Here is a 26,984-nt window from a genome sequence, read left to right as displayed (position 1 = left end):
TGCGAGGAAGACCGATGCGCCGTTCCTGGATCCCCTGCCTGACGCTCGCCCTGGCCCTGCTGGGATTTGCCAGTGCCCACGCGCAGGCCCGCCTCGACTGGCGCGACTCGACGCCCGCCGAGCAGGCCCTGGACGCCACCGCGTTCGCAGGCATCGGCGACACGATCACGAAGGACATGCCCGACGTCCAGAGCGCGGTCGTCGTGCTGCGGGGGCGCGCGGTGTTCAGCTTCCATCGCGACGGCAACCCGGACACGCTGCGCCCGGTGCACTCGATCGCCAAGAGCGCGCTCGCATCGCTGGTCGGCGCTGCCATCGGCGAGGGCAGGATCGCGAACGTCGACGTCCCGGTACTGTCGCTGATGCCCGAGTGGACGTCGCTCAACGACGACCCGCGTGCCGCCCGCATCACCCTGCGCCACCTGCTCACCATGACGGCTGGCTTCGAGGTGAACGACCCGACCGGCACGGCGCCTGCAATGGCTCCCGCCAAGGCCTGGGCGCGGCCGCTGCGCCATGCGCCCGGCGAATTCTTCGCCTACGACAACGCGCTGGTGCCTCTGCTGTCGGCGCTGGTCGAGAGCGCCACCGGCACACCCTTGGCCGACTACGCACGCGAGCGACTCGTCGCGCCGCTGGGATTCGCCGAGCCGGGCTATCGCAACGGCCTCTCGCTGCGCACGCTGGACATGGCGAAGCTGGGCCAGCTCTACCTCCAGGACGGGCGCTGGGGCGACCGGCAGCTGGTCCCGCAGGCGTTCGTGGCCGCCGCCTCGCAGCCGCAGAACGCAGGCGGACTGCCGGTGTCGCTGCCCTACGGCTACCTGTGGTGGGTGGTGCCTTCCAACAATGCCAAGGCGGCGCGCAACACCTTCTTCGCGAGCGGCTTCGGCGGCCAGATGGTCTGGGTGTTCCCGCCCGGCGACCTGGTGGTGGCGGTCACCTCCGCGGCCTCGCCCGAGAGCGCACGCCGCGGCCAGGCGCTGCAACTCACGCGCAACCAGCTGTTCACCGCGGCCCGCCAGCGTGCCTCGATGGACCCGCGCTGACAGGCTGCGCAAGCCTTGCAACGCCCGAAGCGACGTGAAAAGACAATGTCATTGACAAGGTTTCGATGTGTTAGATACCGTGTCCAAATGAAACCTGACGTCGGTTGACGAGCCAGTCGGCCGCCACGGCGACGGCTTCAACAGGGAGTTCGACATGGCACGACATCACGCAACTTTCCACCGGCTGGCAGGGCTCGCACTGCTCTCGATCTGCGGCGCAGCGGCCGCGAGCGCCGCCGGAACGAACATCGGCACCATCCACTTCGCAGGGACCATCGTGGCCCCGCCTCATGCGCTTGTCCTGGCGCCAGCGGCGTCCCACTCGAGCGATTCAGCTTCGGCGGCGGGCGTTCATGTGCACTTCTCGGCCGGCCTCGGCCAGAGCGCGCACGTGCACGCCGATGGCGTAGACGGGTTGGAGATCGGCATGCGCTGCATCGAGCTCAGGCACACGGCTGCAGGCGGGTGCGTACTCGATTCGAATGGCGGCACGATCTCGATCGCGGCGCTGGCCCTGCCAGGCGATGGTGCACGCCGCGCCGCGATCCTGACCGTCGCCTACGACTGAAGTTCAGGTCCCCACGCCGGCGGCAGGCCGCGACCGATTTGTTCGGTCCGGCCGCGCGGCTTCAGTTCTGAGCGAAACAGTAGAGCAGGCCGCCGCCGCCGGTCCTCTTGAGCGCGTCGAGGCTGCAGCCCTGCGTGGCATGAGACGAATTCCAGGACTTGGCCGGTGCGCTTTCGTCGAGGCCGGTGCGGTCGTGGTGGCCGACGATCGCCGAACCGTCGCCGCTCGAGGTCCAGTTGGCGCAGGTCGTGTCCTTGGGGCCCGGTGCCGCACGCCCGTCGGGCGACGAGCCGGTCAGGATGTCGTGCAGGTTGACCGGGTCGCCGCGGCCGCTGATCGTCGCGCCCTTCTCGGTCACGGCGCTCTGCTTGGTCAGTCCGTTGCTGGCGGAATGCAGGCCGTCGACGTTGCTGGCGATCAACTGGCCCGTCACGCTGTACCAGGGTCCGGTGCCGATGCGGTCGCGCGCATTGACGGCCGGCGCGGTGGGCGTGGCAGTGGTGCTCAGGTAGGCGCGCCAGGTTCGCCCCCCCGCGCCGACGGCGGTCGCGAGGCTCTGGCAGAAGCGGTCGGCGCCCGAGAGTCCGCCGAAATCGGCGCCCTTGCCCGGGTTGCTGCTCGTCACGAAGAAGCCCATCTTGCCCTGCGGCGTGTCCGGCCCCTTGGTGCTGCAGGACGCCAGCAGGACGACGGCAGCGGCCGCTGCAGCAAGGGTCATCGAATGTCGACGCTTCATGGGCGAATCTCCTGGAATGGTTGGGAGCCGCCACGCTAACGCATGCCGATGCCGCCTTCAAGGCGGAATCCACCCGGTAAAATGCGGCAAAAGGTCCCCACCGCCATGTCCCTCTTCGCCCGCCCCCACTACACCTCCGAGATCACGAACTTCATCGACGAGATGAAGGAAAAGAAGCCGACGCTCGAGGCCGAACAGCGCGCCGGCCGCGCCCTGCTGTGGGACAAGCACCTCGACCGCAGCCTGCTCGAGGAATACAGCGAAGGCCGTATCCCGATGCAGCCCTACGTCTACCAGACCCGCGCCAAGTAAGGTGGTCATTCGGGCCGTCCCGGGTTCCGGCGCGCGCCGCCAGGGCGAAGGCGGCTCGCCCAGCGTCGACGATGCCCGGTCGACGTCCGACGAGGTCATCGTCGACGACGGCACCGGCCAGATCCCGGACGCGATGCCCGACGTCATCGACCAGGTCGCGCTGGCGCGCCTCTATGGCGAGCCGCTGTTCGCGCTGCCCAACGACCTCTACATCCCGCCCGAAGCGCTGCAGGTCTTCCTCGAGGCCTTCGAGGGCCCGCTCGACCTGCTGCTCTACCTGATCCGCAAGCAGAACTTCAACATCCTCGACATCCCGATGGCGGGCGTGACGCGCCAGTACCTGAGCTACGTCGAGGAGATCCGCCACACCAACCTCGAACTCGCCGCGGAATACCTCCTGATGGCCGCGATGCTGATCGAGATCAAGTCGCGCATGCTGCTGCCGCCCAAGAAGTCGGCCGACGGCGAGGAAGCCGAGGACCCGCGCGCCGAACTCGTTCGCCGCCTGCTCGAATACGAACAGACCAAGCTGCAGGCCGCCGCGCTGAGCGCCACGCCGCTGGCCGGGCGCGACTTCTGGAAGGCCCAGGTCTACATCGAGCAGTCGCTCAAGCCACGCTTTCCGGACATGAACGTGGTCGATCTGCGCGACGCCTGGGCCGACATCCTGCGCCGCGCCAAGCTCGTGCAGCACCACAAGATCTCGCGCGAGGAACTCAGCGTGCGCGAACACATGAGCATCGTGCTGCGCCACCTGCAGGGCCGGCAGTTCGTCGAGTTCGAGAAGCTGTTCGACGTCACGCGCGGCGTGCCGGTGCTGATCGTGACCTTCATCGCGATGCTCGAGCTCGCCAAGGAAACCCTGATCGACATCACGCAGGCGGAAGCCTTCGCGCCGATCTACGTGCGGCTGGCTTACGCGCCGGCCTGAAATCGCCCCCACGCTCCCCCACTTCGTGTGGGTCGCTGCCCCCCGAGGGGGCCGCAGGCCGCCTTGGGGCGGCCCGGCGTCGGCCTGATCCTGGCCCCCACGCTCCCCCACTCCGTGTGGGTCGCTGCCCCCCGAGGGGGCCGCAGGCCGCCTTGGGGCGGCCCGGCGTCGGCCTGATCTGGCCCCCACGCTCCCCCACTCCGTGTGGGTCGCTGCCCCCCGAGGGGGCCGCAGGCCGCCTTGGGGCGGCCCGGCGTCGGCCTGAATCCGGCTCCGCCGGGGCACCGCCGGCGCCATGGCCGCTCAAGCCCGCTCGACGCCCGGCTCCCGCCCCATCAGTTCGGCCACGGCCTGGGCGGGCCGCACATGGCCGTCGAGCACGCCCACCACGCCGGCGGCGATCGGCATCTCGATGCCCAGGTGACGCGCGCGCTGCACGACGGTGCGTGCGCAATAGACGCCTTCGGCCACGTGGCCCAGCGAATCGACCGCCTGCGCGAGGGACTTGCCCTCGGCAAGCAGGAGCCCGACCTTGCGGTTGCGCGACAGGTCGCCGGTCGAGGTGAGCACCAGGTCGCCCAGACCCGAGAGGCCCATGAAGGTTTCGGCACGCGCGCCGAGCGCGACGCCGAAGCGGGTCATCTCGGCCAGGCCACGCGTGATCAGCGCGGCGCGCGCGTTGAGGCCCAGGCCGAGGCCGTCGGCCAGCCCGGTCGCGATCGCCAGCACGTTCTTGACCGCGCCGCCCACCTCCACGCCGACGATGTCATCGTTGGCGTAGACACGCAATGCCGGTCCGTGGAAAGCCTCGACCAGCGCCTCGCGCACATCGGCGTGGACGCTGGCGGCGACCAGTGCGGTCGGTCGCGCCTGCGCGACCTCCTGGGCGAAGCTGGGGCCGCTGAGGACACCCGCGCGCAGGCCGGGCGCCACCTGGGCCTGGATTTCGTGCGCCAGCAGCCCGAACGCGGGCATGTCGGAATCCGCCGCCGCCGCTGCCGGCTCGACTCCCTTGGACAGCCATGCGACCGGGCAGCCGAGGGCGCTCAAGCGCTGCAATTGCTCGCGCAGCGCCGCCATCGGCGTTGCAACGATGACGAGCTCGGCGTCCGCCACCGCGGCCGTTGCGTCGCCGCCAACGAGCGAAAGAGAGGGGGGAAGCGCCGCACCGGGCAGGTAGCGCACGTTCTCGCGCGCGGCCTGCATGGCGGCGATCTGGTCCGAATCGCGCGCCCAGAGCGCGACCGTGTGACGGCCGGCGGCATTGAGCGCCAGCGCCGTGCCCCAGGCGCCGGCACCGAGCACGCAGAGCTTCATCGGAAGCGCCCGCGCGGCCGGCTTACTGCGTGACGATCTGCGGGGCCTGGCCGGCGGCCTGGGCCTGCTGCTGCTCGAACATGGCCTGGAAGTTGATTTCAGCCAGGTGCACCGGCGGGAAGCCGCCGCGCTGGATGACGTCGGCCACGTTGCCGCGCAGGTAGGGGTACACGATCTGCGGGCAGGCGATGCCGAGGATCGGGGCCATCTGGTCTTCCGGCAGGTTGCGGATCTCGAAGATGCCGGCCTGCTTGGCTTCGACCAGGAACACGGTCTTGTCGCCGATCTTGGTCTGCACGGTGGCCGACACGGTGATCTCGTAGATGCCGTCGGTCACGGGCTGGGCGTCGACGCCGAGCTGGATGTCGACCGTGGGTTGTTCCTGTTCGAGCAGGATGGCCGGCGAATTGGGCTGCTCGAGCGAGAGATCCTTGAGATAGACGCGCTGGATCTGGAAAACGGGGTCTTGTGCTTGCTGGTCGGCCATGGCTCTAACTTTCGAGGATCAAAACGAGGCCCGCGCGAGACATCCCGCAGCGGGTTTCAGGGAAGGTAGCCGGCGATTATCGCCCGGCTGCAAGACCGGCCGGAGACGGCCCGTAGCTTCAGGCGCCCTGCAGCAGCGGCGCCAGGCCGCCGCGGCCGTCGAGCGCGATCAGGTCGTCGCAGCCGCCGACATGGGTGTCGCCGATGAAGATCTGCGGCACGGTGCGGCGGCGTGTCAGGTCCATCATGGTGGCGCGCGCCTGGGGATCGGTGTCGATGCGGATCTCCTGGATCTGCTCGACGCCCTTGGACTTGAGGATCTGCTTCGCTCGTATGCAGTAGGGGCAGACGGCGGTGGTGTACATCTTGACGGCTTGCATCTGGGCTATCTCGTGAGGGTTCAGGCCTTTTCAAGCGGCAGATTAGCGTCTTTCCAGGATTTGAGTCCGCCGGCCACGGCTTGGGCCTGTTCGTAGCCGAGCTTCTTGGCGGTCGCCACGGCGCGCTGCGCGCGCGAGCCGGTCGCGCAGACAAGCAACAGTGGCAACGACTTGTTCTTCACCGTGGCGGGCAGCTTCTGCTCGAGCTCGGCCAGCGGCACGTTGCGGGCGCCGGTCACGTGGCCGGCAGCGAATTCCTCGGGCGCGCGCACGTCGACCACCACCGCACGCTCGCGGTTGATGAGCTGCACCGCCCCCTGCGCCGTGAGCGAGCCGGCATTGGCGCCGCGCAGCAGCGGCCAGGCGAGCATGCCGCCCGAGCTGAGCGCAATCAGGATCAGCATCCAGTTGTCGACAATGAATTTCACGGTGTTCCTTCTGTGGCAAACCCTGGATTTTAGAATGTCGGCTTTCCGACCGCGTTCCCAAAGGCTTCTCCCATGCACAAACTGGTACTGATCCGCCACGGCGAATCGACCTGGAATCTCGAAAACCGCTTCACCGGCTGGACCGATGTCGACCTCACGCCCACCGGCGTCGAGCAGGCCAAGCAGGCCGGTCGGCTGCTCAAGGCCGAGGGCTACGACTTCGACGTCGCCTACACCAGCGTGCTCAAGCGCGCCACCCGCACGCTGTGGCACACCCTCGACGAGCTCGACCGCACCTGGCTGCCGGTGGTCCATTCCTGGCGCCTGAACGAACGCCACTACGGCGGCCTGCAGGGGCTCAACAAGGCCGAGACGGCCAAGAAGTACGGCGACGAGCAGGTGCTGGTCTGGCGCCGCAGCTACGGCACGCCGCCGCCGCCGCTCGAGCCGAACGACCCGCGCAGCGAGCGCGGCGACGTCCGCTATGCCAAGCTGTCGCCCGAGCAGGTGCCGCTGACCGAGTGCCTCAAGGACACGGTGGCGCGCGTGCTGCCGTTCTGGAACGAGTCGATGGCGCCCGCGATCCGCGCCGGCCGCCGGCTGGTGGTGGCGGCGCACGGCAATTCGATCCGCGCGCTCGTGAAGTATCTCGACGGCATCTCCGACGACGAGATCGTCGGCCTCAACATCCCCAACGGGATTCCGCTGGTCTACGAACTCGACGACGAGCTCAAGCCGCTGCGCCACTACTACCTGGGCGATGCCGAAGCCGCCGAGAAAGCGGTTGCAGCCGTGGCCTCCCAGGGCAAAGCGTAACGAAATTGTGAGATTGCAGGTCGGGTTCGCGGAACCCCGGCAGACAAGTTGCTTCCAAGATGTGTATATTGGTTTGACAGCCGACTGAGGACACTACACATGGGCCAGAAAATGAAGATTACCGGCTGGGTTGCCGCAGGCGTGTGCGCCGGCGTGCTGACTACCGTTTCGTTGCAAACCGTCGCTCGCGGCTCGCTGGCTCCCCTGCCGCTCGAGGAACTGCAGCAACTCGCTGCCGTGTTCGGCATGGTCAAGAGCGACTACGTCGAGCCGGTGGACGAGAAGAAGCTCATCTCGGATGCCATCTCCGGCATGGTCGCGGGGCTCGATCCGCATTCCCAGTATTTCGACAAGAAGTCCTTCAAGGAATTCCGCGAAGGCACAACCGGCCGCTTCGTCGGCGTCGGCATCGAGATCTCGCAGGAAGACGGCCTGATTAAGTTGGTGTCGCCGATCGAAGGCTCCCCGGCCTTCCGTGCCGGCCTCAAGCCGAACGACCTGATCACCAAGATCGACGACACCGCCGTGCGCGGCCTGTCCCTCAACGAGGCGGTCAAGCGCATGCGCGGCGAGGCCAACACCAAGGTGCTGCTGACCATCTTCCGCAAGGACGAGAACCGCACCTTCCCGGTCACCATCACGCGCGAGGAAATCCGCACGCAGTCGGTCCGCGGCAAGGTCGTGGAGCCGGGCTACGCGTGGATTCGACTGTCGCAGTTCCAGGAACGCACGGTCGACGACTTCGTGAAGAAGGTCGAGGAGATCTACAAGCAGGACCCGAACCTCAAGGGTCTGGTGCTTGACCTGCGCAACGACCCGGGCGGCCTGCTCGACGCGGCAGTTGCCATCTCGGCCGCCTTCCTGCCCGAGAACGTCACGGTCGTGTCGACCGACGGCCAGCTCGCTGAGAGCAAGTCGATCTACAAGGCCGCGCCCGAGTTCTACCAGCGTCGCGCGGGCAGCGACCCGCTGCGCAACCTGCCGGCCGCGCTCAAGACCGTGCCGCTGGTCGTTCTCGTGAACGAAGGCTCGGCCTCGGCCAGCGAGATCGTCGCGGGCGCCCTGCAGGACCACAAGCGCGCCACCATCATGGGCAGCCAGACCTTCGGCAAGGGTTCGGTGCAGACCGTGCGCCCGCTCGGCCCCGACACCGGCCTGAAGATCACGACCGCGCGCTACTACACGCCGAGCGGCACCTCGATCCAGGCCAAGGGCATCGTGCCCAACGTGCTGGTCGACGAGAGCGCCGAAGGCAGCCCCTTCGCCGCGCTGCGGATGCGCGAGGCCGACCTCGAGAAGCACCTGGCCAGCGGCCAGGGCCCCGAGAGCAAGGACCCGGAACGCGAGAAGGCGCGCGACGAGGCCCGCAAGCGCCTCGAGGAAGAGGCCAAGAAGCCGCCGCAGGACCGCAAGGTGCCCGAGTTCGGCGCCACCGACGACTTCGCGCTCGCGCAGGCCGTCAAGAGCCTCAAGGGCCAGCCGGTGCTCGTGAGCAAGACCCAGGTCATCGTCGACAACAAGGAAGAGAAGAAGGACAACTGATCCGGCGCAGTCGCCGGGCCCGTGCGGCCCGGGCGACCGTCGAATCGGTTCCGCGCGGCGCATGGAAGACCAGGACCTGCTGCGCTACTCGCGCCACATCCTGCTGGAAGAATTCGGCATCGACGGCCAGGCGCGCGTGAGCGCCGCCCATGCGCTGGTGATCGGTGCCGGCGGACTCGGCTCGCCGGCCCTGCTCTACCTCGCCGCGGCCGGTGTCGGCCAGATCACGCTGGTCGACGACGACACGCTCGATCTCACCAACCTGCAGCGCCAGGTGGCGCACACGACGGCGCGGGTCGGGTTGGCCAAGGTCGATTCGGCGGCCGTCGCGATGCGCGAGCTCAATCCCGATATCCGCATCGATACGCACCGGTTGCGCGCCGACGACGCCCTGCTCGGCCAGCTGGTCGCGAGTGCCGACGTGGTGCTCGACTGCAGCGACAACTTCGCCACGCGCCACGCGGTGAATCGCGCCTGCGTGGCGCATGCGGTTCCGCTGGTGGCGGGCGCGGCGATCCGTTTCGACGGCCAGCTGAGCGTCTACGACACGCGCGACGCCGTTTCGCCCTGCTACGCCTGCATCTTCCCGCCCGAGGCCGATTTCGAAGAGACACGCTGCGCCGTGCTCGGCGTGCTGGGACCGGTGGTCGGCACCATCGGCACGCTGCAGGCCAGCGAGGCGATCAAGCTGCTCGCGGGCATCGGTCCCTCGATGGCGGGCCGGCTGCTGATGTTCGACGGCCGGCGCACCGCATTCGACACGCTGGGCGTGGCACGCGACCCCGGCTGCCGGGTCTGCGGGCACCGGCCCTTGCCCAAACCTGCCGACTGAGGCGCAGCTGCTTCAACCGCCGTTGGCCGGCTGCTGCCTGGCCTTGGCGGCACCCGCTGCGGCCGCACCGGCCGATGGCTTCCTGGCTTCCGCCAGCACCGCGGCGCAATCGGCGTCCTTGCCCGGACCGGTCTCGATCGTCGCGGCCAGCGCCAGCAGCGGGTTGATGGCCGCCAGGGCCACGGCAGCCGCGCCACGGGCCGCCAGCGGCGCCGCTTCCACGCCGGCCTTCGGCGAGCCGAAGGTGCCGTGCACGCGCAGCGGCGTGCGAAGCGCGAGGATGCTCATGTCCTTGGGCTGCTGGCGGATCACGATGTCCATGCTCTCGCTGCCGAGGTTGACGTTGCCGGTGGCATTGAAGACCGTGTCGGTGGTGTCGAACACCACGCTGCGGCTTTTCATCACGCCCTTCTCGACATCGAAGGCCAGCGCAGCGCAGCGCAACTCGACGTTGTGGTCGCCCTCGAGCAGGAACTTGATGATCTCGCCGCCGTCGAGGCCGAGAAACTCGAGCAGCAGGTTGCTGAACTGGCCCCGCCCCGTGATCGCCGCGACGTCTCCCGAGGCGTTGCCGAGCCAGGTCGCGACCGAGTTGCCCCGTCCTGAAAGATGGATGCGACCGTCGAGCTTGCCGAAGCTGGTCTTGAGGGTCTCGACCTTGGGAATCAGGCGGTTGAGCTGCATCGCACGCACTTCGAGCGCGGCGCGGATGTCGGCCGGATTCTGCGTCGCATCGATGCGGATGGCGCCCGCGATCTTCCCGCTCGCCACGCCAAGATCGAGCGGGTCGAGCGTCAGTACGCCGTCCTTGAGCTTGACCTGCACACTGCCACGGTCGAGCGGCAGCTCGCGCACGTTCTTGATGCGTTCGGCGGTGTAGCTGACGTCGGCATTCATCGCGCGCAGGCGCTCGAAGTCGAGCGTGGCATCGGGCAGGACCTTGCCGCCCGGACGCTTCGCCTGCTCGATGGTGGGCGGCGGCGCCACCCCCTCGACGGCGTTGGCCGAGCGCTCGGTGGGGGGCAGGCCGATCAGCGGGCCGAGGTCGTCCATGTCCATGACCTTGGACTTCAGCGTGCCGCCGAGGTGGGGGATCTTCTGCGACTTGTCGAACTGCATGTCGCCGCCGATGTCCGAGAGGCCCAGGCGGCCCTTCATGCCGCGGACTTCCCACAGGGCCGCGTTCTTGCGCAGGTTGCCGCTCAGCGCATAGGGCGGCGTCTGCGGCAACGCGATGCCGAGCGCCGGATAGAGGCGTCCGAGATTGGGGCCGCGGATGTCGAACTGGGCATCGAGGCCGTCTAGCTCTGTCAACTCGGCCACGGTTCCCTTGGCCTGCAGTCGCGTCTGCGCCACCTTGAGGTCGATCTCGAGCGGGAACGGCGGCTGCCCGGCCGAGGTCAGCTGCATGACGTTGCCGGTCCGCCCCTTGGCCGAAAGCGGCTGGCCCCGAGTGCGGCCCTTGATCTCGAAGTCGAGCGGCATGTCGCCGCGGCTGCTGTCGAAGCTGAAGGCGGCCTGCAGGTCCATCTGCTTCGCCGGCGCAAGAAAATCGAGGGTGCCGCCGTCGACCTGGATCAGTCCGATGGTCGGCACCGTGCCGGAGCCGTCGCCCTCGGTGTCGAAGGCCCAGGTCCGACGACCGTCCTCTTCCATCTGCAGGCCAATGGCCGGCGAGTCGAGCTTGACGCGCGGCAGAACCACGCGATTGGCGATCAGTTGCCAGAAGCGGATGTCGAACTCCCCGCCCTGCGCGCGCACGAGATAGGGTTCGCGTGCCCAGCCCGGGTTGGCGAACTCGATGCCATCGAACATCACGGTCGCCTGGCGCAGGCCGAGCTTCACATCGAGCTTGCGCGTGATCTCGAACTTGCGCCCTGTGCGCTCGCTCACGTAGCGGTTGATGGGTTCACGCAGCAGATCCCAGGGGAAGAAGGCGAGCAGCAGCCAGATCGCGACCAGCAGGCCCACCACCACGGCCGCAAATCTCTTCCAGAAGCCAGGGTGGCTCAGGAACGCAGGCGTCGTCGACGGCATGGCGATCCCTGTCGTCAGTCGGCCGGGGCGGCGACCTGGATGGAGAGTGGCCGAGCTTCCAGTTCCGATTCGGCAAGCAGCACCGCCATCGACGCCCCGGAGGCGGCCGCCGAAGTCGCGGCCTCGGCCAATCGAAGCTCGGCAATCGCCGGCTCTCCAGCGACGACCGCCGCGCCCGCTGCCAAGGTGATAGCGCCGACGGCGACATAGCTCCAGACGAAGTTCATGCGGGCACCCGAGTGATGGAAGAAGAGGAAACGCAACCCACTGTCGCGTCGACCCTCACAGGCTAGGAAAGTCCGCGTGATCGCAGGGTCGGTCACCGGCCGTATTGGCTGTGGGGCACTGCCTACGGCTGCAATCGCCCGTCCGCGTAAGAACCAGCCTACAGCTTCAGGCCGCCCCAGACGTCATGATCCAGGCTGTAATTCTTTTAGCATCGCGATGCCGGCTTTCCTTGCGGGCAGCCAGGTTCGTCAAGGGGCAGCGGTTCTCATGGACCCAAGATTGAAAACCTACATCGTCGAAGACAACGTCACGATCCGAGAGAATCTCGTCGGCACCTTGGAGGAACTCACCTGCATTTCGGCCATCGGATTTGCGGAAACCGAGGCCGATGCCAGCCTGTGGCTGCGCGATCACGCCGACGAATGGGAACTGGCCATCGTCGATCTCTTCCTGAAGCAGGGCAGCGGCCTGGGTGTGCTGCAGGCCTGCCTCGATCGCCGTCCCGACCAGAAGGTGGTGGTGCTGAGCAACTACGCCACGCCCGACATCCGCAAGCGTTGCGCCCAGTTCGGCGTCGATGCCGTGTTCGACAAGTCGAACGAGATCGATGCCCTGATCGACTTCTGCATCGAGCAGGCAGCGCGCCTGCGCAGTTCGCCCAGCCACGGCTGAAGCCCGATGGCCGCCAAGGCCCGGGGCCTGCAGCTCAATCGATCAGCTTGTTCTTGAGTGCGTAGTAGGTCAGGTCGCTGTTGGACGAGAGATTCATCTTCTCCATGAGCCGCGTGCGATAGGTGCTCACGGTCTTCACCGACAGCGACAGCGTCTTGGCGATGTCGCCCGCGGTCTCGCCCTTGGCGAGCTTGAGGAAGACCTGGAACTCGCGCTCGGACAACTGCTCGTGAGGCGCCGCGTCGTCCTTGCGGTCGAGCTGCCGCGCCAGCAGCTCGGCCACTGCGGGCGTGATGTAGCGCCGGCCCAGCGAAATGGTGCGGATCGCGTTGACGATGTCGATCGGATCGCATTCCTTGTTGAGGTAGCCGCTGGCACCCTGGCGGATCAGGTTCATCGCATAGTGCTCCTCGGGATAGCCGCTGAGGATCAGGATGCCGACGTCGGGCGCCTTGGCGCGGATCATGGCCAGCGCGTCGATACCGCTCTGGCCCGGCATGGAGAGGTCCATGACGAGCACGTCGAGCTCCGTGGTGCGCACGAGTTCGATGGCCTCGCGGCCGCTGGCAGCCTCACCCACCACGCGCAGGTCGACATGCTCAGAAAAAAACTGGCGCAGGCCGGAACGCACGATGGCGTGGTCGTCCACAATTCCGATCTTGATCATCTGTTACCTTCGTCGTTGCATCGCGGCCGAGGGGGTTGCGAATTGCCGGTCCCTGATCGGCACCGATTATTCCCGAATTTGAACGGCTGGCATTGCTCCGAGACCTCATGCGCTGGTTAGCTTTTCCCAAGATGGCCCTCAGCCTCACGCTTGCCGCACTGGCGGCACTGGCGCTGGTCGGCATCAACGAGGCGGGCTACAGCCGATCGCACCAGGCACTGCAGGAAGTCGGCGATGCGCAGCAGGCGCGCACGGTGCTCAACCTCATGCTGCAGAACGTGCTCGATGCGGAAACCGGTCAGCGCGGCTTCCTGCTGACCGGGGAAGCCCGCTACCGCGAGCCCTACGACGTGGCCGTGAAGCAGGTGGACGGAAACCTCGCGGCGCTGCAGGCGCTTTATGCGGGCCGCCCGAACGAACTGGCGCGGCTTGGCGAACTTGCCAAGCACGTGAGCCGCAAGCTCGCCGAGATGGAGATGAGCGTGCGCCTGCGCCAGGCCGGCAGCGAGGACGCCTGGAAGTTCGTCATCACGACCGATGTAGGGCGGGAGGAAATGGACGCGATCCGCAACCAGGTCGGCGCGCTGATCTCGAGCAGCAACGAGGAGCTCAACCGCGGCCAGGCCCAGATCGCGAGCTCGCTGCGTTTCGGGCGCATCGGCATCGCGCTGGTGGCACTGGCCGGCCTGCTGGCCTTCTATCTCTATCTGCGCCAGACCCACGCGCTGCGGTCGATCGGCGAACGGCAGCAGGAAGCGCTGCAGCGCGAACGCAATGCGCTCGAAGGCGAGGTTCGAGAACGCACCGCGACGCTCGGCGAACTGGCGACGCACCTGCAGCAGGTGCGCGAGACGGAGCGCGGCTTCCTGGCGCGCGAACTGCACGACGAACTCGGCTCGCTGCTCACCGCCGCCAAGCTCGACGTGGCGCGTCTCAAGTCGAGGCTGAACGACGCGCCCGACGCCGCCCAGCGGCTGCAACATCTCAACGAACTCCTCAACAGCGGCATCGCGCTCAAGCGCCGCATCATCGAGGACCTGCGACCGTCCTCGCTGTCCAACCTCGGGCTGGTGGCTTCGCTGGAGATCCTCGGACGCGAGTTCGCGGAGCAATCGGGCATGGAGGTCGAAATGGTGCTGGAGCCCGTGGACCTCGACGAATCGAACCAGCTCACGGCCTACCGCATGGTGCAGGAGAGCCTCACCAACATCGGCAAGTACGCGCAGGCCACCGAGGCCAGCATCGTGATGAAGAACTACGGCAACCATGCCGTCATCGAGGTGATGGACAACGGCAAGGGTTTCGACACGCAGCGCGCTCGGCCATCCACGCACGGCCTCGCGGGCATGCGCCATCGCGTGGAGGCAGCCAAGGGCAAGCTCACGATTGCGTCGACGCCCGGCCAGGGCACGCACCTGAGCGCCATCCTGCCGTCGCTGCGCGGCTGAGCGGGGTCCACGGGGCGCGGGTGGTTTGGGCCCTCTCCTACGCCCCACGCGCCCTGCTGCTGACAGGGCTTCGCCCGCCGCGCTCCTATCGTTGAGCCCAAGCCGCCCGACAAGGGCGTGCCCTCGGTATCCACCCATCTGCAAGGAGAATCAGCATGTTGCACTACGCAGTCGTCTTCCTGGTCATCGCGCTGGTCGCCGCCCTGTTTGGCTTCGGCGGCATCGCCGCCAGTGCGGTGGGCATCGCGAAGATCCTGTTCGTCATCTTCCTGGTCCTGGCGCTTGCCAGCTTCATCGCGGGCTTGATGCGACGCAGGTAGCCGCTACGATGGAGCGGCCGGTATCCCAATTTTCAGCAAGAAGGAATTGAACTCATGAACACAACCACCAAGTCGGCCTCGCAACTGGCCGACGATGCACGTCAGACGGCACATGAGGCCATCGATGCCACGCGCGCCTATGCCCAGAACGCGGTGAACGCTGCCGGCGAGAAGGTCCGCGACCTGCGCCGCGAAGCAGAGCCCACGGTGGAACAGCTGGCGGCCCGCGTCCAGCAGGCAGTTCAGCGCGGCCTCGATGCGGCATCGACGACCAGCGCCCGCGCGCAGCGTCGCCTCGAAGCTGCGGCCGACGTCACCGGCAAGTACATCTCCGACCAGCCGGTGCGCTCGGTGCTGGTGGCAGCCGCAGCCGGCGCCGTGATCACGGCGCTGATCGTGCTCGCGAGCCGCCGCCGCGACGACTACTGAAGCCCGGCCTCCAAGCCGTTTTGATTCCAGGCGGCTACGGCCGCCTTGTCTTTGCTTCACCGGTTGCCCCGCACCATGATCCATCCCCTCTTCTCAACGGTGCTCGGGCACCCCGATCTCGTCGCCGAGCATCTCGCCAATTACGGTGCCCTGGTGCGTCAGGAGGCCCAGGAGGCCAGTCGCGGCATCGTGGCACGGGCGGTTGCCGGCGTGCTGGCCGCAGTGAGCGCCATGCTCGCGCTGGCACTCATCGGCGTTGCCGTGATGCTGGGCGTGATGCACGGGAGCTTTCACTGGGTGCTGGCAGCGGTTCCGGGTGTCGCGGTCCTGATCGCACTCGTAGCGGGCTACATCGCGGCCCGTCCATCCCCCTTCCATGGTTTCGCCGACCTGCGGGAGCAGCTCGACGCCGACCTGCACGCCTTGCGTGCCGCAGGAGATCGCCATGGCAATTGATGAACCCGTCCTGACCCCCCAGCAGCGCCTCGCGCGTTCCCGACGGGCCCTGGTCGACCAGTTGCAGGGCGGACGCCCGCGGCGCGACGACGAATTCGATGCCTATCCGCCGGACGAAGGCGAAACCCAAGCCACGGGAGATGGCGCCGATGAACCTCGCGGCGCCCATCCGTTCGCCTGGACTTCGATCGCACGCGGCGTGGCCCGGCGCTGGTGGCGCCGTCATCCGGCCAACGCGGTAGGCCAGCTCGCGCGGCCGCTGCTCGACCGCTATGCCCGCGACGAACCCGCCAAGCTGGTCGCAGCAGCGGCGGCCACCGGCGCGCTGGTGGTGCTGATCAAGCCGTGGCGCCTGCTATCGATCACGGCGGTGCTGGCGGCCCTGCTCAAGAGTTCGGACGTTGCAGACATGGTCACCACGCTGATGGAGAAGAATGCCCATCCGCCAAAGGACGTGTCCTAAAACTCCAGCTCCTGGCGCGGCGAAGACACTGAATCCGATCCCCCGCCGACAGGGGCCGCATGCCCAAAGCAAAAGCCCGGACCAGCCGGGCTTTGTTGCTTCGAGGCGCTCCGTGGCGCCTGCCGACAAGCTCACATCTTGACTTCGAGCTTGTTGTCGACCGCGCTCACGCCCTGCACGGACTTCGCAATCTCCTCCGCACGCGCCTTCGCGGTCGGATTCGGTGCCGGTCCGGTCAGCGTCACGCGCCCGCCCTTGGTATCGACATCGATCTTGATCGCGCTCAGGTCCGGATCCTTCGCGAGGCCGGTCGAGACCGCGGCGGTGATCGAGGCATCGTCCATGGCGCCTGCCACGGAGGAGGCCGCCGACTCTGTCTTGGCCTTTGCGGTATCGGCCGCCTGGCCGGTCTTGGCGACTGCCGAGTCCATCTTCTGGCCCGCAGTCTCGTTCCTGTTGCAACCTGCCATGCCCAATGCGGCAACCGCCAGCGCGATCACCGCGACGCTGCGCAGCTGGAACTTCGTTTCGGTCATCTCTGTACTCCTCTCGGAAGAAAAGGGCCGGGCTCCGAAATGCGGGGCCTGACCTTGCATGCGCGCTGTCAAAGCTTGTCTGCGCCCTTCTTGATCGCGTCCTTCGCGTCTTCCTTGGCGTCGCCGTAGGTCTTCTGTACCTTGCCGCTCGCCTGGTCGACGACACCTTCCGCCTGCAGCTTCTCGCTGCCGGTCACCTTGCCGGCGACTTCCTTGATCTTGCCCTTGGCCTCGTCGACGCGGCCTGCCACTTGATCCTTGTTCATGGTGCTTTCCCTTCTCAGGTTGAATGAAACCGTGACCCGGGGTGAGCCACTGATTTCAATCTATCGATTCGGCTCATCGCCGAGGGCGGGCAGCATCTTGTCCTGCTGTAGGACAGCGGGAGGTCAGGCCGTCACGATCCAGCCCTCGAGCGGATCGATGTCCGCAGGCAGGCCCCAGCCCGGTCCCGGATGGCTTTCCCGCCGCGCCGCCGCCCATCCGGCCTGGAGCAGGCACAGGGCGGCGTCGAGGCAGTCGCCCTTCGCGTCATCGAGCAACAGGGTGCGCGCAGCGTCATCGATCGCGAGGCGCAAGCCCAGTCGCGGCGAGCCGCGCTCGAGCGCAGCCAGCAGATCGACGCGTGCCTGCCGCCGCTCCTCGGTCTGCGCCGCGCCGGCGTCGCTCTTGTAGCTGCGCCGCCCGATCAGTTCACGCGCAAGCAGCCCCGGATAGGCCTCGAGCGCAATGCGCGCCCCGCCCTCGGCCGGCGCATGCAGGCCGGGCAGCGTGGCGCCGGCGGCGATCAGGCGCGGCACGCCTGCGTGCAGCATGAACGCCACCGGCGGATTCACCCATTTCATCGAGGGGCTGGAACCGGCCGGTCCGTCGGTGCGCCGGTGCGCGAACTTGCCGCCGGTCGGCCGCGCCGCGCAGAAGGCTGCGAAACGGCCGCGGATCTCGTCGCGGCCCAGGCTGGCGTAGTGGTCGATGAGCGGCGCCCATTCGAGCGGCCATCCCAGCTGCAGCACCAGTTCGCGCGGGAGTCCGAACGGCAGGTCGAAACCGCCCACCCAGGCCGGGGTGTCGGCGAGCCATCGGCCCCAGGCATCGAGCGTGGGGAAGGCGACGAAGCCCGTGAGCGCGATGGTGGCCGTCCCACGGGCCGCGCCGAGCGCGACCACGATGGGCTTGCGCGGGCTCGGCGCGCTCGAGAAATCGCAGCCGAGCAGCAGTTCGGGCTTCAGTGGCGTCCGACGATGGCGGCGGTGGCCATCAGTTCCTCGAGCAGCGCCAGCGAGACCTTGCCCGAGACCGCGTAGGGATCGAGTTCGGGTCGCTCGGAATACTTGAGCAGGGTCGATGCGTTGAGCTTCGACAGGTTGACCTGGCCCATGGTCCAGCCACCGAAACGGCGCTCGGAGATCTCTTCGTAGTGCAGCAGCACCACGTCCTTGTGCCGCGGGTCGCGCTGGATGTGGCCGTAGAGCTCGCTGATGGCCGTGCGCCCGCCTTCGATGGCCTGCAGGAACACGCCCGCGCCGTGGCAGAGGATGCCCGTGATGCCGCAGGCGGTGTTGTGCGAGCGGGCCTGCGCGAGGATCGCCTCGAGGGCGGCCTGGCTGGTGTCGGCGGCGCGGCTGGCGTAGAGAAGGCGTACGAGCATGGTGTGGGCTCAGCTCAGTCGAGGTGCAGGTGAGGTGCAGGTGAGAGGTCGACGCGGGGCGTGCTAGCCCCGCTTGCGCGGCAGCAGCGAGAGGAATTCGCGGCGCAGGTTCGGGTCCTTGAGGAAGACACCGCGCATGACCGAGTTGATCATCTTGCTGTCCATTTCCTTGACGCCGCGCCACTGCATGCAGAAATGCTCGGCCTCCATCACGAGGGCCAGTCCGTCGGGCTGGGTCTTCTCCTGGATCAGGTCGGCCAGCTGAACCACGGCTTCTTCCTGGATCTGGGGCCGGCCCATGACCCATTCGGCCAGCCGCGCGTACTTGGACAGGCCGATCACGTTGGTCTTCTCGTTCGGCATGACGCCGATCCAGAGCTTGCCGATGATCGGGCAGAAGTGGTGCGAGCAGGCGCTGCGCACCGTGATCGGGCCGACGATCATCAGCTCGTTGAGATGCTCCGCGTTCGGGAATTCGGTCAGCGAGGGTGGCGGCACGTAGCGCCCCTTGAACACCTCGTTGACATACATCTTCGCGACGCGGCGCGCGGTGTTGCCGGTGTTGTGGTCGTTCTCGAGGTCGATCACGAGGCTCTCGAGCACGTCCTTCATCTTGACCTCGACCTCGTCGAGCAGGCCTTCGAGTTCGCCGGGCTGGATGAACTCCGCGATGTTGTCGTTGGCGTTGAAGCGGCGGCGGGCGGCGACGATTCGCTCGCGGATCTTCTGGGAGACGGGCGTGCCCTCGTCTTCATCCCCTGGCGCGGGGCGCGGTACGGCTTCGATGGTCCTGAGCATCCGCCCATCGTATCAGCGAATGCAATTCCGGCCATGCGCCCGCCAGGGCCTCCCCGCCTGCCGACTCAGCTATTGTTTTGATAGCGCAAAGTCGGTCACCAGCGGCAGGTGGTCGGACATGCGGGCCCAGACCGGCCCGCGCGGCACCGAACTCGAGAGCGGCTGGACCTGGCGACCATAGATGAAGTCGAGCTGTGCCACGGGCAGCCGCGAGGGATAGGTCAGCGTGCGGGGCCCGCGCAGGTCGCTGGAATCGCGCATGCCCATGGCGTTCATCGCATAGCGCATGCGCGCACCCCAGTCGTTGAAGTCGCCGGCCACGACCAGCGCCTCGCCGGCCGGGATCTCGCGCTCGATGAACTCGCGCAGCTGCGCGATCTGCCGGATGCGGCTGCCCTTGATCAGCCCGAGGTGCACCACGATGGTGTGCACCGGCTGGCCGTCGAAGTCGATCGCCACGTGCAGCAGCCCGCGCTGCTCGAAGCGGTGATCGGAGATGTCCAGGTGCGTCTTGCGCAGCACGGGCCAGCGCGTGAGCAACGCATTGCCGTGTTCGCCATGCTTGGTGATGGCATTGGTCTCGTAGACCGCCGTATAGCCCTCGGGCGCGAGGAAGTCGGCCTGCGGCAGCTCGGGCCAGCGGTTGAAGCGCGCGGCCGCCTGGCGGTTCATCTTGCGCACTTCCTGCAGGCAGACGATGTCGGCATCGAGCTGCTCGATCGCGTGCCCGAGGTTGTGGATCTCGAGGCGCCGCGCGGGCCCGATGCCCTGCACACCCTTGTGGATGTTGTAGGTGGCCACGCGGAAGCTGTTCGTCGCCTGTGAATTCATCGCGCAAATTGTGGCAGGCGCAGGATGGCTGCGGCGTTGGTCGAGGAAAAAGCCAGCGCCGCAGCGTCGCGAAACGGCAGCCAGCACCAGTCCGTGTGCTCGCAAGGATCGAGCCGCGGCTCGCGCACCTCGGGCAGGCAGAGGCTGAACAGGTGCTCGGTGTTGTGCGTGACGTCGGGCGCATAGCGCGATCGCCAGCGCGGCAGGATCTCGAAGGCGTGCTGCTCGTGCCAGTCGCGCAATTGCAGCGCAAGGGGCGCGCCCAGGCCGCATTCGAAGCCGGTCTCTTCCGCCACCTCGCGCGCCGCGGTCGCGGCGGGCGCCTCGTCGGCGAAGTCCTTGCTGCCGGTGACCGACTGCCAGAGCGCTTCGTCGCTGTCTGCGCGGCGGATCAGCAGCACCTCGAGCGCCGGCGTGTGGATCACGACCAGCACCGACTCGGGGATCTTCCAGGGCGCGCGGCTCATGTTCTCCGCGCCGCCCCGGCGGCCTCAGACCGCCTGCGGCGTGTTGCGCAGGCGGATGTGCAGCTCGCGCAGCTGCTTCTCGTCGACCGGGCTCGGCGCCTGCGTGAGCAGGTCCTGCGCGCGCTGGGTCTTCGGGAAGGCGATCACGTCGCGGATCGATTCGGCGCCGGTCAGCAGCATGACCAGGCGGTCGAGGCCGATCGCGATGCCGCCGTGTGGCGGCGCGCCGTATTGCAGCGCGTCGAGCAGGAAGCCGAACTTGTGCTGCGCATCCTCGGCGTTGATCTTGAGCGCGCGGAACACCTTGCTCTGCACTTCCTCGCGATGGATACGGACCGAGCCGCCGCCCATCTCGATGCCGTTGAGCACCATGTCGTAGGCCTTGGCGATGCACTTCTCGGGTGCCGTGTCCATCAGGTCCTCATGGCCGTCCTTGGGCGCGGTGAAGGGATGGTGCACGGCCGACCAGCGCTGGCCTTCCTCGTCGAACTCGAACATCGGGAAGTCGACCACCCACAGCGGCGCCCAGCGGTCGTCGAACAGGCCGTTCTTCCTGCCGAAGGCGCTGTGGCCGATCTTCACGCGCAGCGCGCCGATGGCGTCGTTGACGACCTTTTCCTTGTCGGCACCGAAGAACAGGATGTCGCCGTTGCGGGCGCCGGTGCGGGCGATGATCTCGGCCAGCGAGGCATCGTTGAGGTTCTTGACGATCGGGCTCTGCAGGCCCTCGCGGCCCAGCGCCGCGTCGTTGACCTTGATGTAGGCCAGGCCCTTGGCGCCGTAGATCTTGACGAACTCGGTGTAGCCGTCGATGTCGCCGCGCGAGAGTCCGCCTTCACCACCGCCACCGGGAACCCGCAGCGCGACCACGCGGCCGCCGGGCGTGCCGGCCGCCTGTGCGAAGACCTTGAACTCGACATTGCGCATCACGTCGGTGAGCTCGGTGAACTCGAGCTTGACGCGCAGGTCCGGCTTGTCGGAGCCGTACTTGAACATGGCGTCGCCGTAGCTCATGACCGGGAACGGCGGCAGCTCGACCTCGGCCGCGGCGCGGAACACCTTGCGGATCATCCCTTCGAACATCTCGCGGATCTCTTCCTCGGCCATGAACGAGGTCTCGATGTCGATCTGCGTGAATTCGGGCTGGCGGTCGGCGCGAAGGTCCTCGTCGCGGAAGCACTTGACGATCTGGTAGTAGCGGTCGTAGCCCGCCACCATCAGCAGCTGCTTGAAGAGCTGCGGCGATTGCGGCAGCGCGAAGAAGCTGCCGTCGTGCACCCGGCTCGGCACCAGGTAGTCGCGCGCGCCCTCGGGCGTGGACTTGCCGAGCATCGGCGTCTCGATGTCGATGAAGCCGTTGGCGTCGAGGAACTTGCGCGCCTCCATCGTGACCTTGTAGCGCAGCATCATGTTGCGCTGCATCGCGGGACGGCGCAGGTCGAGCACGCGGTGCGTGAGGCGCGTGGTCTCCGACAGGTTGTCGTCGTCGAGCAGGAAGGGCGGCGTGACCGAAGGATTCAGCACCTTCATCTCGTGGCACAGCACCTCGATCTTGCCGCTCTTGAGGTTGTCGTTGACCGTGCCTTCCGGACGCGCGCGCACCAGCCCCGTGATCTGCAGGCAGAACTCGTTGCGCAGGCCTTCCGCGGTGGCGAACTGCGCGGCACGGTCGGGATCGCACACCACCTGCACGTAGCCTTCGCGATCGCGCAGGTCGATGAAGATCACGCCGCCGTGGTCGCGCCGGCGATTGACCCAGCCGCAGAGGGTGACGGTTTGGCCCAGCAGGGCTTCGGTCACGAGACCGCAATAGTTTGAACGCATGGCCATAGATGGATTCCGGCGCCGCAGGGGCGCGTGCTTGTCTTCTTTACTTGGTCGCGATCGCCGCGGGGCCGCCTGGAACGACCACCCCCATCGACACGATGTACTTGAGCGCGTCGTCCACGCTCATCCGGAGTTCGATGCAGTCGCTGCGCTTGAGCATCACGAAATAGCCGCCGGTGGGATTCGGCGTGGTCGGCACGTAGACGCCGAGGTAGTCGCCACCGCCCAGGTGGTCGACGACTTCATGGCCGGGGGTGCCGGTCACGAAGGCGATGGTCCAGGCGTTCGGGCGCGGCCACTCGATCAGCACCGCGGTGCGGAATGCGTTGCCGTTCTCGGAGAACAGCGTGTCCGAGACCTGCTTCACGCTGGAGTAGATGGAACGCACCACCGGGATGCGGCGCACCACGGCGTCGCCCCAGCCGAGCAGGCGCTTGCCGACGAAGTTGCTCGCGATGGCACCGACGGCCAGCAGGATGGCGAGCGTCAGCAGCACGCCAAGGCCGCGCACCTTGTGGTCGGTGAGGTACTTCTGCCATTCTTCCGGCAGCAGCCACAGCGTCTGGTCGAGCGTGCCGATGATCCAGTTCAGCACGCCCAGCGTGATGACCAGCGGCACGATGACCAGCAAGCCGGAGAGCAGCCATTTGCGCAGCGCGAGCATCGGCCTGCCCTCAGTCGCTGCTGCCGCCCGAGGACGCGGGCGCGGGCGCTGCCGCTGCCGGCGCGCTGGCCGGTGCGACCGCTGCGGGCTTGGACGTTGCCGGGTCGGCAGCCGGAGCAGCGGCCGAGTCGGCGCCGGCGGCCGGCGCGGCATCGCCGCCTTCGGATTTCTTGCCGCCTTCCGCGCCCTTCTTGCCGTCGCGGAAGTCGGTCACGTACCAGCCCGAGCCCTTGAGCTGGAAGCCGGCCGCGGTCAGCTGCTTGCTGAACGCACTCGCCCCGCAGGACGGGCACACGGTGAGCGGCGCGTCGGACATTTTCTGCAGCGCGTCCTTGGCAAAGCCGCAGGCGCCGCACTTGTAGGCGTAGATAGGCATGGGGATGGGGGCACAGGAAGCAGCCGGCGGCCGCTCGCAAAGCCCTCGATTATAAGGGCCGCCCCGGCCCCGGCGGCCTCGCTCCGGATCGTGCCGGGCCGCTCGGCCGCTCAGGCCGGGTCGACGGCGAGCGGCCGGTGCGGCGTGTGGGTGTCGGTCACCCACTGCGGCGCCAGCGAACCGGCCAGCATGCCGACGAACGAGGCCAGCACACCCGCGAGCTGGGCCGGGAAGGCCTCGCCCCACGGCAGGGCCAGGAACAGCAGCCAGGTGCCGATGCCCAGCAGCACCGACGCCATCGCGCCCTGCGTGGTCGCACGCTTCCAGTAGAGCCCGCACACGAGCGGCACGAAGGCCCCCACCAGCGGCACCTGGTAGGCGCCCGAGACCAGCTCGTAGATCGGGGTGCCCTGCATGCGGATCGCGTAAGCCAGCACCGCGACGCTGAACAGCAGCACCGTGATGCGCATGGTCAGCAGGTTCTCGCGATCGCTGCCCGAGGGGCGGAACTGGCGCCAGATGTTCTCGGTGAAGGTGACGCTGGGCGCCAGCAGGGTGGCCGAGGCGGTCGACTTGATGGCCGACAGCAGCGCGCCGAAGAACAGCACCTGCATCACGAAGGGCATCTTCTGCAGCACCAGCGTGGGCAGCACCTTCTGCGGATCGTCCTTGAGCAGCTCGGCGGTCTCGGTCGGCATGATCAGCAGCGCGCTGGCCACCAGGAACATCGGCACGAAGGCGAACAGGATGTAGGCCGCGCCGCCGATCACCGGCCCGCGCGTGGCCGCCTTCACGCTGTTGGCCGACATCACGCGCTGGAACACGTCCTGCTGCGGAATGGAGCCGAGCATCATGGTGATCGCGGCGGCGAAGAAGAACACCATGTCCCGGTAGTTGGGCTCGGGCCAGAACTTGAACAGGTCCTTGCTGACCGCGAATGCGACCACCTTGTCGGCGCCGCCCGCCATGTTGCCCGCGAAGACCGCGATCACGGCCAGGCCCAGCACCAGGATGATCACCTGGATGAAGTCGGTGACGGCCACCGACCACATGCCGCCGAACAGCGTGTAGGCCAGGATCGAGACCACCCCGATCACCATGCCCATCGAGATGCCGATGGCGCCCCCCGAGAGCACGTTGAACACCAGCCCCAGCGCCGTGACCTGGGCCGAGACCCAGCCGAGGTAGCTCAGCATGATGATCAGCGAGCAGGCCACCTCGATGGTGCGGCCGTAGCGCTCGCGGTAGTAGTCGCTGATGGTCAGCAGCGTCATGCGGTAGAGCTTGCCGGCGAAGAACAGGCCGACCAGGATCAGGCAGGTGCCGGCACCGAACGGGTCCTCGACCACGCCGTTCAGGCCGCCTTCGATGAACTTGGCCGGAATGCCGAGGACGGTCTCGGAGCCGAACCAGGTCGCGAAGGTGGTGGTCACGATCATGTACAGCGGCAGGTGCCTGCCCGCGATCGCGAAGTCGGTGGTGTTCTTGACGCGCCGGGCCGCGTAGAGGCCGATGGCGATGGTGATCAGGAGATAGACGAAGACCAGCGTCAGCAGCACGGCAGCGATTCCTTTGTTGTCAGAACAGACGCACGCGCACCAGCACCTGCATCACGATCAATCCCAATACAAAACCCATGCCACCGTAGATGATGGCCTGCAGCAGCCGGTTGGTGCGCTTCTGGGCGGCCAGCAGTTCCAGCAGTTCGCGTCGATGGTCCGGCGGGCGATTCTCCAGGAATTCGTGGAAGAGGCGCGGCAGTTGCGGCAGCAGCTTGGCGTAGCGCGGCGCTTCGGCGCGCAGCTGCTCGAACAGCTTGTGCGGCCCGATCTGGTCGCTCATCCACTTCTCGAGGAAGGGCTTGGCGGTGTGCCAGAGGTCGAGCTCGGGGTCGAGCTGGCGGCCCAGGCCCTCGATGTTGAGCAGCGTCTTCTGCAGCAGCACCAGCTGCGGCTGGATCTCGACATGGAAGCGGCGCGAGGTCTGGAACAGCCGCATCAGCACCATGCCGAGCGAGATCTCCTTGAGGGGGCGGTCGAAGTAGGGCTCGCAGACGGTGCGGATCGCGGCCTCGAGCTCGTCGATGCGCGTGCCCACGGGCACCCAGCCGCTTTCGAGATGCAGCTCGGCGACGCGCTTGTAGTCGCGGCGAAAGAAGGCCACGAAGTTCTGCGCCAGGTATTCCTTGTCCGACTCGGTGAGCGTGCCGATGATGCCGAAGTCGAGCGATATGTAGCGCCCGAAAGTCCCGGGTTCGAGGCTGACCTGGATGTTGCCCGGGTGCATGTCGGCGTGGAAAAAGCCGTCGCGGAACACCTGGGTGAAGAAGATCGTGACGCCGTCGCGAGCCAGCTTCGGGATGTCGACACCGGCCGCGCGCAGGCGGTCGAGCTGCGCGATCGGCACGCCCTTCATGCGCTCCATCACCATCACCTCGGGATGGCAGAAATCCCAGAACATCTCGGGGATCAGCACCAGCTCGAGCTTCTCCATGTTGCGCCGCAGCTGCGCCGCGTTGGCCGCCTCACGCACCAGGTCGAGCTCGTCGTGCAGGTACTTGTCGAACTCGGCCACCACCTCGCGCGGCTTCAGGCGCTTGCCGTCGGCCGACATGCCCTCGACCCAGCCGGCCATCAGGGCCATCAGCGCGAGGTCCTTCTCGATCACGCCGCGCATGCCCGGGCGCAGCACCTTGACCGCGGCCTCGCGCACCGAGCCATCGGCCAGCCGCACGGTGGCGAAGTGCACCTGGGCGATCGAGGCGCTGGCCACCGGGGTCTCGTCGAACTGGACGAAGATGTCGCCGACCGGCCGGCGGAAGGCGCGCTCGATGGTGGCGATCGCGACCGCAGAAGGAAACGGCGGGACGCGGTCCTGCAGCCAGGCCAGCTCGTCCGCGATGTCGGGCGGCAGCAGGTCGCGCCGGGTGGACAGCACCTGGCCGAACTTGACGAAGATCGGGCCCAGCCGCTCGAGTGCCTCGCGCAGCCGCTGGCCGCGCGGCGCGTCGAGATTTCGCCCGACCGACACGATGCGCGCGACCACGCGCAGCCATGGCTTTTGGAAGCTGGTGAGGACGAGCTCGTCGAGGCCGTAGCGCAGCGCGACCCAGACGATGAAGATGCCTCGGTAGAAGCGCCTCATTCGGCTGCAGGCCCGCCGGGCTTGCTCCGACTCTGGCCAACGAACTGCCGCAGCGCCTCGACGACGCGGCGGGCGCCAGAGGCGACGGTGTGCGCCGGCACGTCGCCGATGGCGCGCGCAAGGTCGTCCTCGACGTCCCAGCGCACGTGATCGACCAGCCAGTTGACCTCGGCCGCCAGCTGCACGTCGCCCTCGATGCGCACCGCGGGCTTCTCGCCCTTGAAGGCGGCACGGGCCAGGCTCAGCGGCGAGACGTCGGTGACGGCCAGCGTCAGTTCGGACGCTGCGCCTTCGGGCGCCAGGTCGAGCAGGCCAGCCGGCGTCGCGATCAGCTTCATCGTGACGAAGCGCCACTCGAACTGCACCACGCGGCCCTGCAGCCGCAGCAGCCTCTGCTGGGCCTCGGGCTCCTGCTGCAGCACGTGGTTGAGGAACAGCACTGCGCGGTGCTGGATTTCGTGGACGGCCCATGCCGGCGGCTGCAGACGGCTGCCGACGCGGTTGACGAGGTCATCCAGGAACGAAAAAGGGGACGATGGTGTAACCATGTCCCCATTATTCCCGCTCTTGCTGCGG

34 protein-coding genes are annotated in these 26,984 nt (G+C 67.6%); 13 read left to right on the top strand and 21 right to left on the bottom strand.

Features of this window, described 5'->3' with window-relative positions; all coding sequences use genetic code 11:
• The first annotated feature begins 14 nt into the window (after positions 1–14).
• Together QTH87_RS03600 and QTH87_RS03595 are read left to right on the top strand one after the other, a co-directional pair.
• Complete coding sequence (locus QTH87_RS03600; RefSeq protein WP_286606943.1) at positions 15–1,049, top strand: serine hydrolase domain-containing protein; 1,035 nt, start codon at positions 15–17, stop codon at positions 1,047–1,049.
• Between the two features lie 154 nt (positions 1,050–1,203).
• Complete coding sequence (locus tag QTH87_RS03595) at positions 1,204–1,617, top strand: hypothetical protein (protein WP_286606941.1); 414 nt, start codon at positions 1,204–1,206, stop codon at positions 1,615–1,617.
• 61 nt (positions 1,618–1,678) lie between these two features.
• Here QTH87_RS03595 and QTH87_RS03590 read toward each other — a convergent pair whose 3' ends face one another.
• On the bottom strand, positions 1,679–2,353 hold the full coding sequence (locus tag QTH87_RS03590) for a hypothetical protein (RefSeq protein WP_286606939.1): 675 nt from the start codon (positions 2,351–2,353) through the stop codon (positions 1,679–1,681).
• A gap of 105 nt (positions 2,354–2,458) precedes the next feature.
• On the opposite strand from QTH87_RS03590, the gene QTH87_RS03585 reads away from it, so the two are divergent.
• Together QTH87_RS03585 and QTH87_RS03580 are read left to right on the top strand one after the other, a co-directional pair.
• Positions 2,459–2,665, top strand: a complete 207-nt coding sequence (locus tag QTH87_RS03585; RefSeq protein WP_286606938.1) for a DUF3460 family protein — start codon at positions 2,459–2,461, stop codon at positions 2,663–2,665.
• Positions 2,666–2,798: 133 nt separating this feature from the next.
• Complete coding sequence (locus QTH87_RS03580) at positions 2,799–3,596, top strand: segregation and condensation protein A (protein ID WP_286608016.1); 798 nt, start codon at positions 2,799–2,801, stop codon at positions 3,594–3,596.
• A gap of 303 nt (positions 3,597–3,899) precedes the next feature.
• On the opposite strand, the gene QTH87_RS03575 is transcribed toward QTH87_RS03580, so the two are convergent.
• From QTH87_RS03575 to QTH87_RS03560, 4 genes are all read right to left on the bottom strand, one after another.
• Complete coding sequence (locus QTH87_RS03575) at positions 3,900–4,913, bottom strand: NAD(P)H-dependent glycerol-3-phosphate dehydrogenase (protein WP_286606935.1); 1,014 nt, start codon at positions 4,911–4,913, stop codon at positions 3,900–3,902.
• A 22-nt stretch (positions 4,914–4,935) separates the two neighbouring features.
• A complete protein-coding gene (secB, locus tag QTH87_RS03570; protein ID WP_286606933.1) occupies positions 4,936–5,400 on the bottom strand; it encodes a protein-export chaperone SecB in 465 nt (154 codons plus the stop codon).
• Positions 5,401–5,518: 118 nt separating this feature from the next.
• Positions 5,519–5,779, bottom strand: coding sequence for a glutaredoxin 3 (grxC, locus tag QTH87_RS03565; protein ID WP_286606931.1), 261 nt, complete (start codon positions 5,777–5,779; stop codon positions 5,519–5,521).
• Positions 5,780–5,799: 20 nt separating this feature from the next.
• Positions 5,800–6,207: a rhodanese-like domain-containing protein gene (locus QTH87_RS03560; RefSeq protein WP_286606928.1), complete on the bottom strand. Its 408-nt coding sequence runs from the start codon at positions 6,205–6,207 to the stop codon at positions 5,800–5,802.
• 72 nt (positions 6,208–6,279) lie between these two features.
• Between QTH87_RS03560 and gpmA the strand changes: the two genes are divergently transcribed.
• The 3 genes from gpmA (at position 6,280) to QTH87_RS03545 (ending at position 9,397) form a co-directional block, all read left to right on the top strand.
• On the top strand, positions 6,280–7,023 hold the full coding sequence (gene gpmA, locus QTH87_RS03555; protein WP_286606926.1) for a 2,3-diphosphoglycerate-dependent phosphoglycerate mutase: 744 nt from the start codon (positions 6,280–6,282) through the stop codon (positions 7,021–7,023).
• 99 nt (positions 7,024–7,122) lie between these two features.
• Positions 7,123–8,565, top strand: a complete 1,443-nt coding sequence (locus QTH87_RS03550) for a S41 family peptidase (protein WP_286606924.1) — start codon at positions 7,123–7,125, stop codon at positions 8,563–8,565.
• A gap of 61 nt (positions 8,566–8,626) precedes the next feature.
• Positions 8,627–9,397 carry a HesA/MoeB/ThiF family protein gene (locus QTH87_RS03545; RefSeq protein WP_286606921.1) on the top strand — a complete coding sequence of 257 codons (771 nt, stop codon included), beginning with the start codon at positions 8,627–8,629 and terminating at the stop codon, positions 9,395–9,397.
• 12 nt (positions 9,398–9,409) lie between these two features.
• On the opposite strand, the gene QTH87_RS03540 is transcribed toward QTH87_RS03545, so the two are convergent.
• Together QTH87_RS03540 and QTH87_RS03535 are read right to left on the bottom strand one after the other, a co-directional pair.
• Positions 9,410–11,434 carry an AsmA family protein gene (locus QTH87_RS03540; RefSeq protein ID WP_286606919.1) on the bottom strand — a complete coding sequence of 675 codons (2,025 nt, stop codon included), beginning with the start codon at positions 11,432–11,434 and terminating at the stop codon, positions 9,410–9,412.
• Positions 11,435–11,448: 14 nt separating this feature from the next.
• Positions 11,449–11,661: a hypothetical protein gene (locus QTH87_RS03535; protein ID WP_286606916.1), complete on the bottom strand. Its 213-nt coding sequence runs from the start codon at positions 11,659–11,661 to the stop codon at positions 11,449–11,451.
• 268 nt (positions 11,662–11,929) lie between these two features.
• Between QTH87_RS03535 and QTH87_RS03530 the strand changes: the two genes are divergently transcribed.
• The gene (locus tag QTH87_RS03530; RefSeq protein WP_286606914.1) at positions 11,930–12,334 is read left to right on the top strand and encodes a response regulator; all 405 of its coding nucleotides are present in this window, start codon (positions 11,930–11,932) and stop codon (positions 12,332–12,334) included.
• Positions 12,335–12,368: 34 nt separating this feature from the next.
• Here QTH87_RS03530 and QTH87_RS03525 read toward each other — a convergent pair whose 3' ends face one another.
• Complete coding sequence (locus QTH87_RS03525) at positions 12,369–13,001, bottom strand: response regulator (RefSeq protein ID WP_286606912.1); 633 nt, start codon at positions 12,999–13,001, stop codon at positions 12,369–12,371.
• Between the two features lie 131 nt (positions 13,002–13,132).
• Between QTH87_RS03525 and QTH87_RS03520 the strand changes: the two genes are divergently transcribed.
• The 5 genes from QTH87_RS03520 (at position 13,133) to QTH87_RS03500 (ending at position 16,117) form a co-directional block, all read left to right on the top strand.
• Positions 13,133–14,449 (top strand): CHASE3 domain-containing protein, encoded by a 1,317-nt coding sequence (locus tag QTH87_RS03520; protein ID WP_286606910.1) that lies wholly within the window; start codon positions 13,133–13,135, stop codon positions 14,447–14,449.
• Between the two features lie 155 nt (positions 14,450–14,604).
• Positions 14,605–14,769, top strand: coding sequence for a DUF1328 domain-containing protein (locus QTH87_RS03515; RefSeq protein WP_286606909.1), 165 nt, complete (start codon positions 14,605–14,607; stop codon positions 14,767–14,769).
• Positions 14,770–14,823: 54 nt separating this feature from the next.
• Positions 14,824–15,198, top strand: coding sequence for a hypothetical protein (locus tag QTH87_RS03510; RefSeq protein ID WP_286606907.1), 375 nt, complete (start codon positions 14,824–14,826; stop codon positions 15,196–15,198).
• A 75-nt stretch (positions 15,199–15,273) separates the two neighbouring features.
• Positions 15,274–15,654, top strand: a complete 381-nt coding sequence (locus QTH87_RS03505; RefSeq protein ID WP_286606906.1) for a hypothetical protein — start codon at positions 15,274–15,276, stop codon at positions 15,652–15,654.
• Positions 15,644–16,117, top strand: coding sequence for a hypothetical protein (locus QTH87_RS03500; protein WP_286606903.1), 474 nt, complete (start codon positions 15,644–15,646; stop codon positions 16,115–16,117). The genes QTH87_RS03505 and QTH87_RS03500 overlap by 11 nt, the downstream gene beginning before the upstream one ends.
• A 131-nt stretch (positions 16,118–16,248) precedes the next feature.
• On the opposite strand, the gene QTH87_RS03495 is transcribed toward QTH87_RS03500, so the two are convergent.
• The 13 genes from QTH87_RS03495 to QTH87_RS03435 all read right to left on the bottom strand — a co-directional run bounded on the left by QTH87_RS03495 (position 16,249) and on the right by QTH87_RS03435 (position 26,956).
• Positions 16,249–16,653: a BON domain-containing protein gene (locus QTH87_RS03495; protein WP_286606900.1), complete on the bottom strand. Its 405-nt coding sequence runs from the start codon at positions 16,651–16,653 to the stop codon at positions 16,249–16,251.
• Positions 16,654–16,721: 68 nt separating this feature from the next.
• Positions 16,722–16,919, bottom strand: a complete 198-nt coding sequence (locus QTH87_RS03490) for a CsbD family protein (RefSeq protein WP_286606898.1) — start codon at positions 16,917–16,919, stop codon at positions 16,722–16,724.
• A 123-nt stretch (positions 16,920–17,042) separates the two neighbouring features.
• Positions 17,043–17,822 carry a DUF429 domain-containing protein gene (locus tag QTH87_RS03485; protein WP_286608014.1) on the bottom strand — a complete coding sequence of 260 codons (780 nt, stop codon included), beginning with the start codon at positions 17,820–17,822 and terminating at the stop codon, positions 17,043–17,045.
• A 56-nt stretch (positions 17,823–17,878) separates the two neighbouring features.
• Positions 17,879–18,301, bottom strand: coding sequence for a BLUF domain-containing protein (locus QTH87_RS03480; protein WP_286606896.1), 423 nt, complete (start codon positions 18,299–18,301; stop codon positions 17,879–17,881).
• A gap of 63 nt (positions 18,302–18,364) precedes the next feature.
• Positions 18,365–19,099 (bottom strand): GTP cyclohydrolase I, encoded by a 735-nt coding sequence (gene folE / locus QTH87_RS03475; protein WP_286606895.1) that lies wholly within the window; start codon positions 19,097–19,099, stop codon positions 18,365–18,367.
• Positions 19,100–19,168: 69 nt separating this feature from the next.
• Positions 19,169–19,930, bottom strand: coding sequence for an endonuclease/exonuclease/phosphatase family protein (locus QTH87_RS03470; RefSeq protein ID WP_286606893.1), 762 nt, complete (start codon positions 19,928–19,930; stop codon positions 19,169–19,171).
• A complete protein-coding gene (gene nudB / locus QTH87_RS03465; protein ID WP_286606891.1) occupies positions 19,927–20,397 on the bottom strand; it encodes a dihydroneopterin triphosphate diphosphatase in 471 nt (156 codons plus the stop codon). The genes QTH87_RS03470 and nudB overlap by 4 nt, the downstream gene beginning before the upstream one ends.
• Before the next feature lie 24 nt (positions 20,398–20,421).
• On the bottom strand, positions 20,422–22,227 hold the full coding sequence (gene aspS, locus QTH87_RS03460; RefSeq protein ID WP_286606888.1) for an aspartate--tRNA ligase: 1,806 nt from the start codon (positions 22,225–22,227) through the stop codon (positions 20,422–20,424).
• A gap of 40 nt (positions 22,228–22,267) precedes the next feature.
• On the bottom strand, positions 22,268–22,888 hold the full coding sequence (locus QTH87_RS03455; RefSeq protein WP_286606886.1) for a DUF502 domain-containing protein: 621 nt from the start codon (positions 22,886–22,888) through the stop codon (positions 22,268–22,270).
• Positions 22,889–22,898: 10 nt separating this feature from the next.
• On the bottom strand, positions 22,899–23,264 hold the full coding sequence (locus QTH87_RS03450; protein WP_286606885.1) for an FmdB family zinc ribbon protein: 366 nt from the start codon (positions 23,262–23,264) through the stop codon (positions 22,899–22,901).
• Between the two features lie 110 nt (positions 23,265–23,374).
• Positions 23,375–24,823: a high affinity choline transporter 1 gene (locus QTH87_RS03445; RefSeq protein WP_286606883.1), complete on the bottom strand. Its 1,449-nt coding sequence runs from the start codon at positions 24,821–24,823 to the stop codon at positions 23,375–23,377.
• Between the two features lie 19 nt (positions 24,824–24,842).
• The gene (gene ubiB / locus QTH87_RS03440; protein ID WP_286606879.1) at positions 24,843–26,408 is read right to left on the bottom strand and encodes a ubiquinone biosynthesis regulatory protein kinase UbiB; all 1,566 of its coding nucleotides are present in this window, start codon (positions 26,406–26,408) and stop codon (positions 24,843–24,845) included.
• Positions 26,405–26,956, bottom strand: a complete 552-nt coding sequence (locus tag QTH87_RS03435) for a ubiquinone biosynthesis accessory factor UbiJ (RefSeq protein ID WP_286606878.1) — start codon at positions 26,954–26,956, stop codon at positions 26,405–26,407. Before QTH87_RS03435 ends, ubiB begins: the two co-directional genes overlap by 4 nt.
• Positions 26,957–26,984: the final 28 nt, after the last annotated feature.

Origin of the sequence: Variovorax jilinensis (assembly GCF_030316885.1) — a bacterium.
GTDB lineage: Bacteria > Pseudomonadota > Gammaproteobacteria > Burkholderiales > Burkholderiaceae_C > Variovorax > Variovorax jilinensis.
This window is presented reverse-complemented; position numbering and strand designations above follow the sequence as displayed.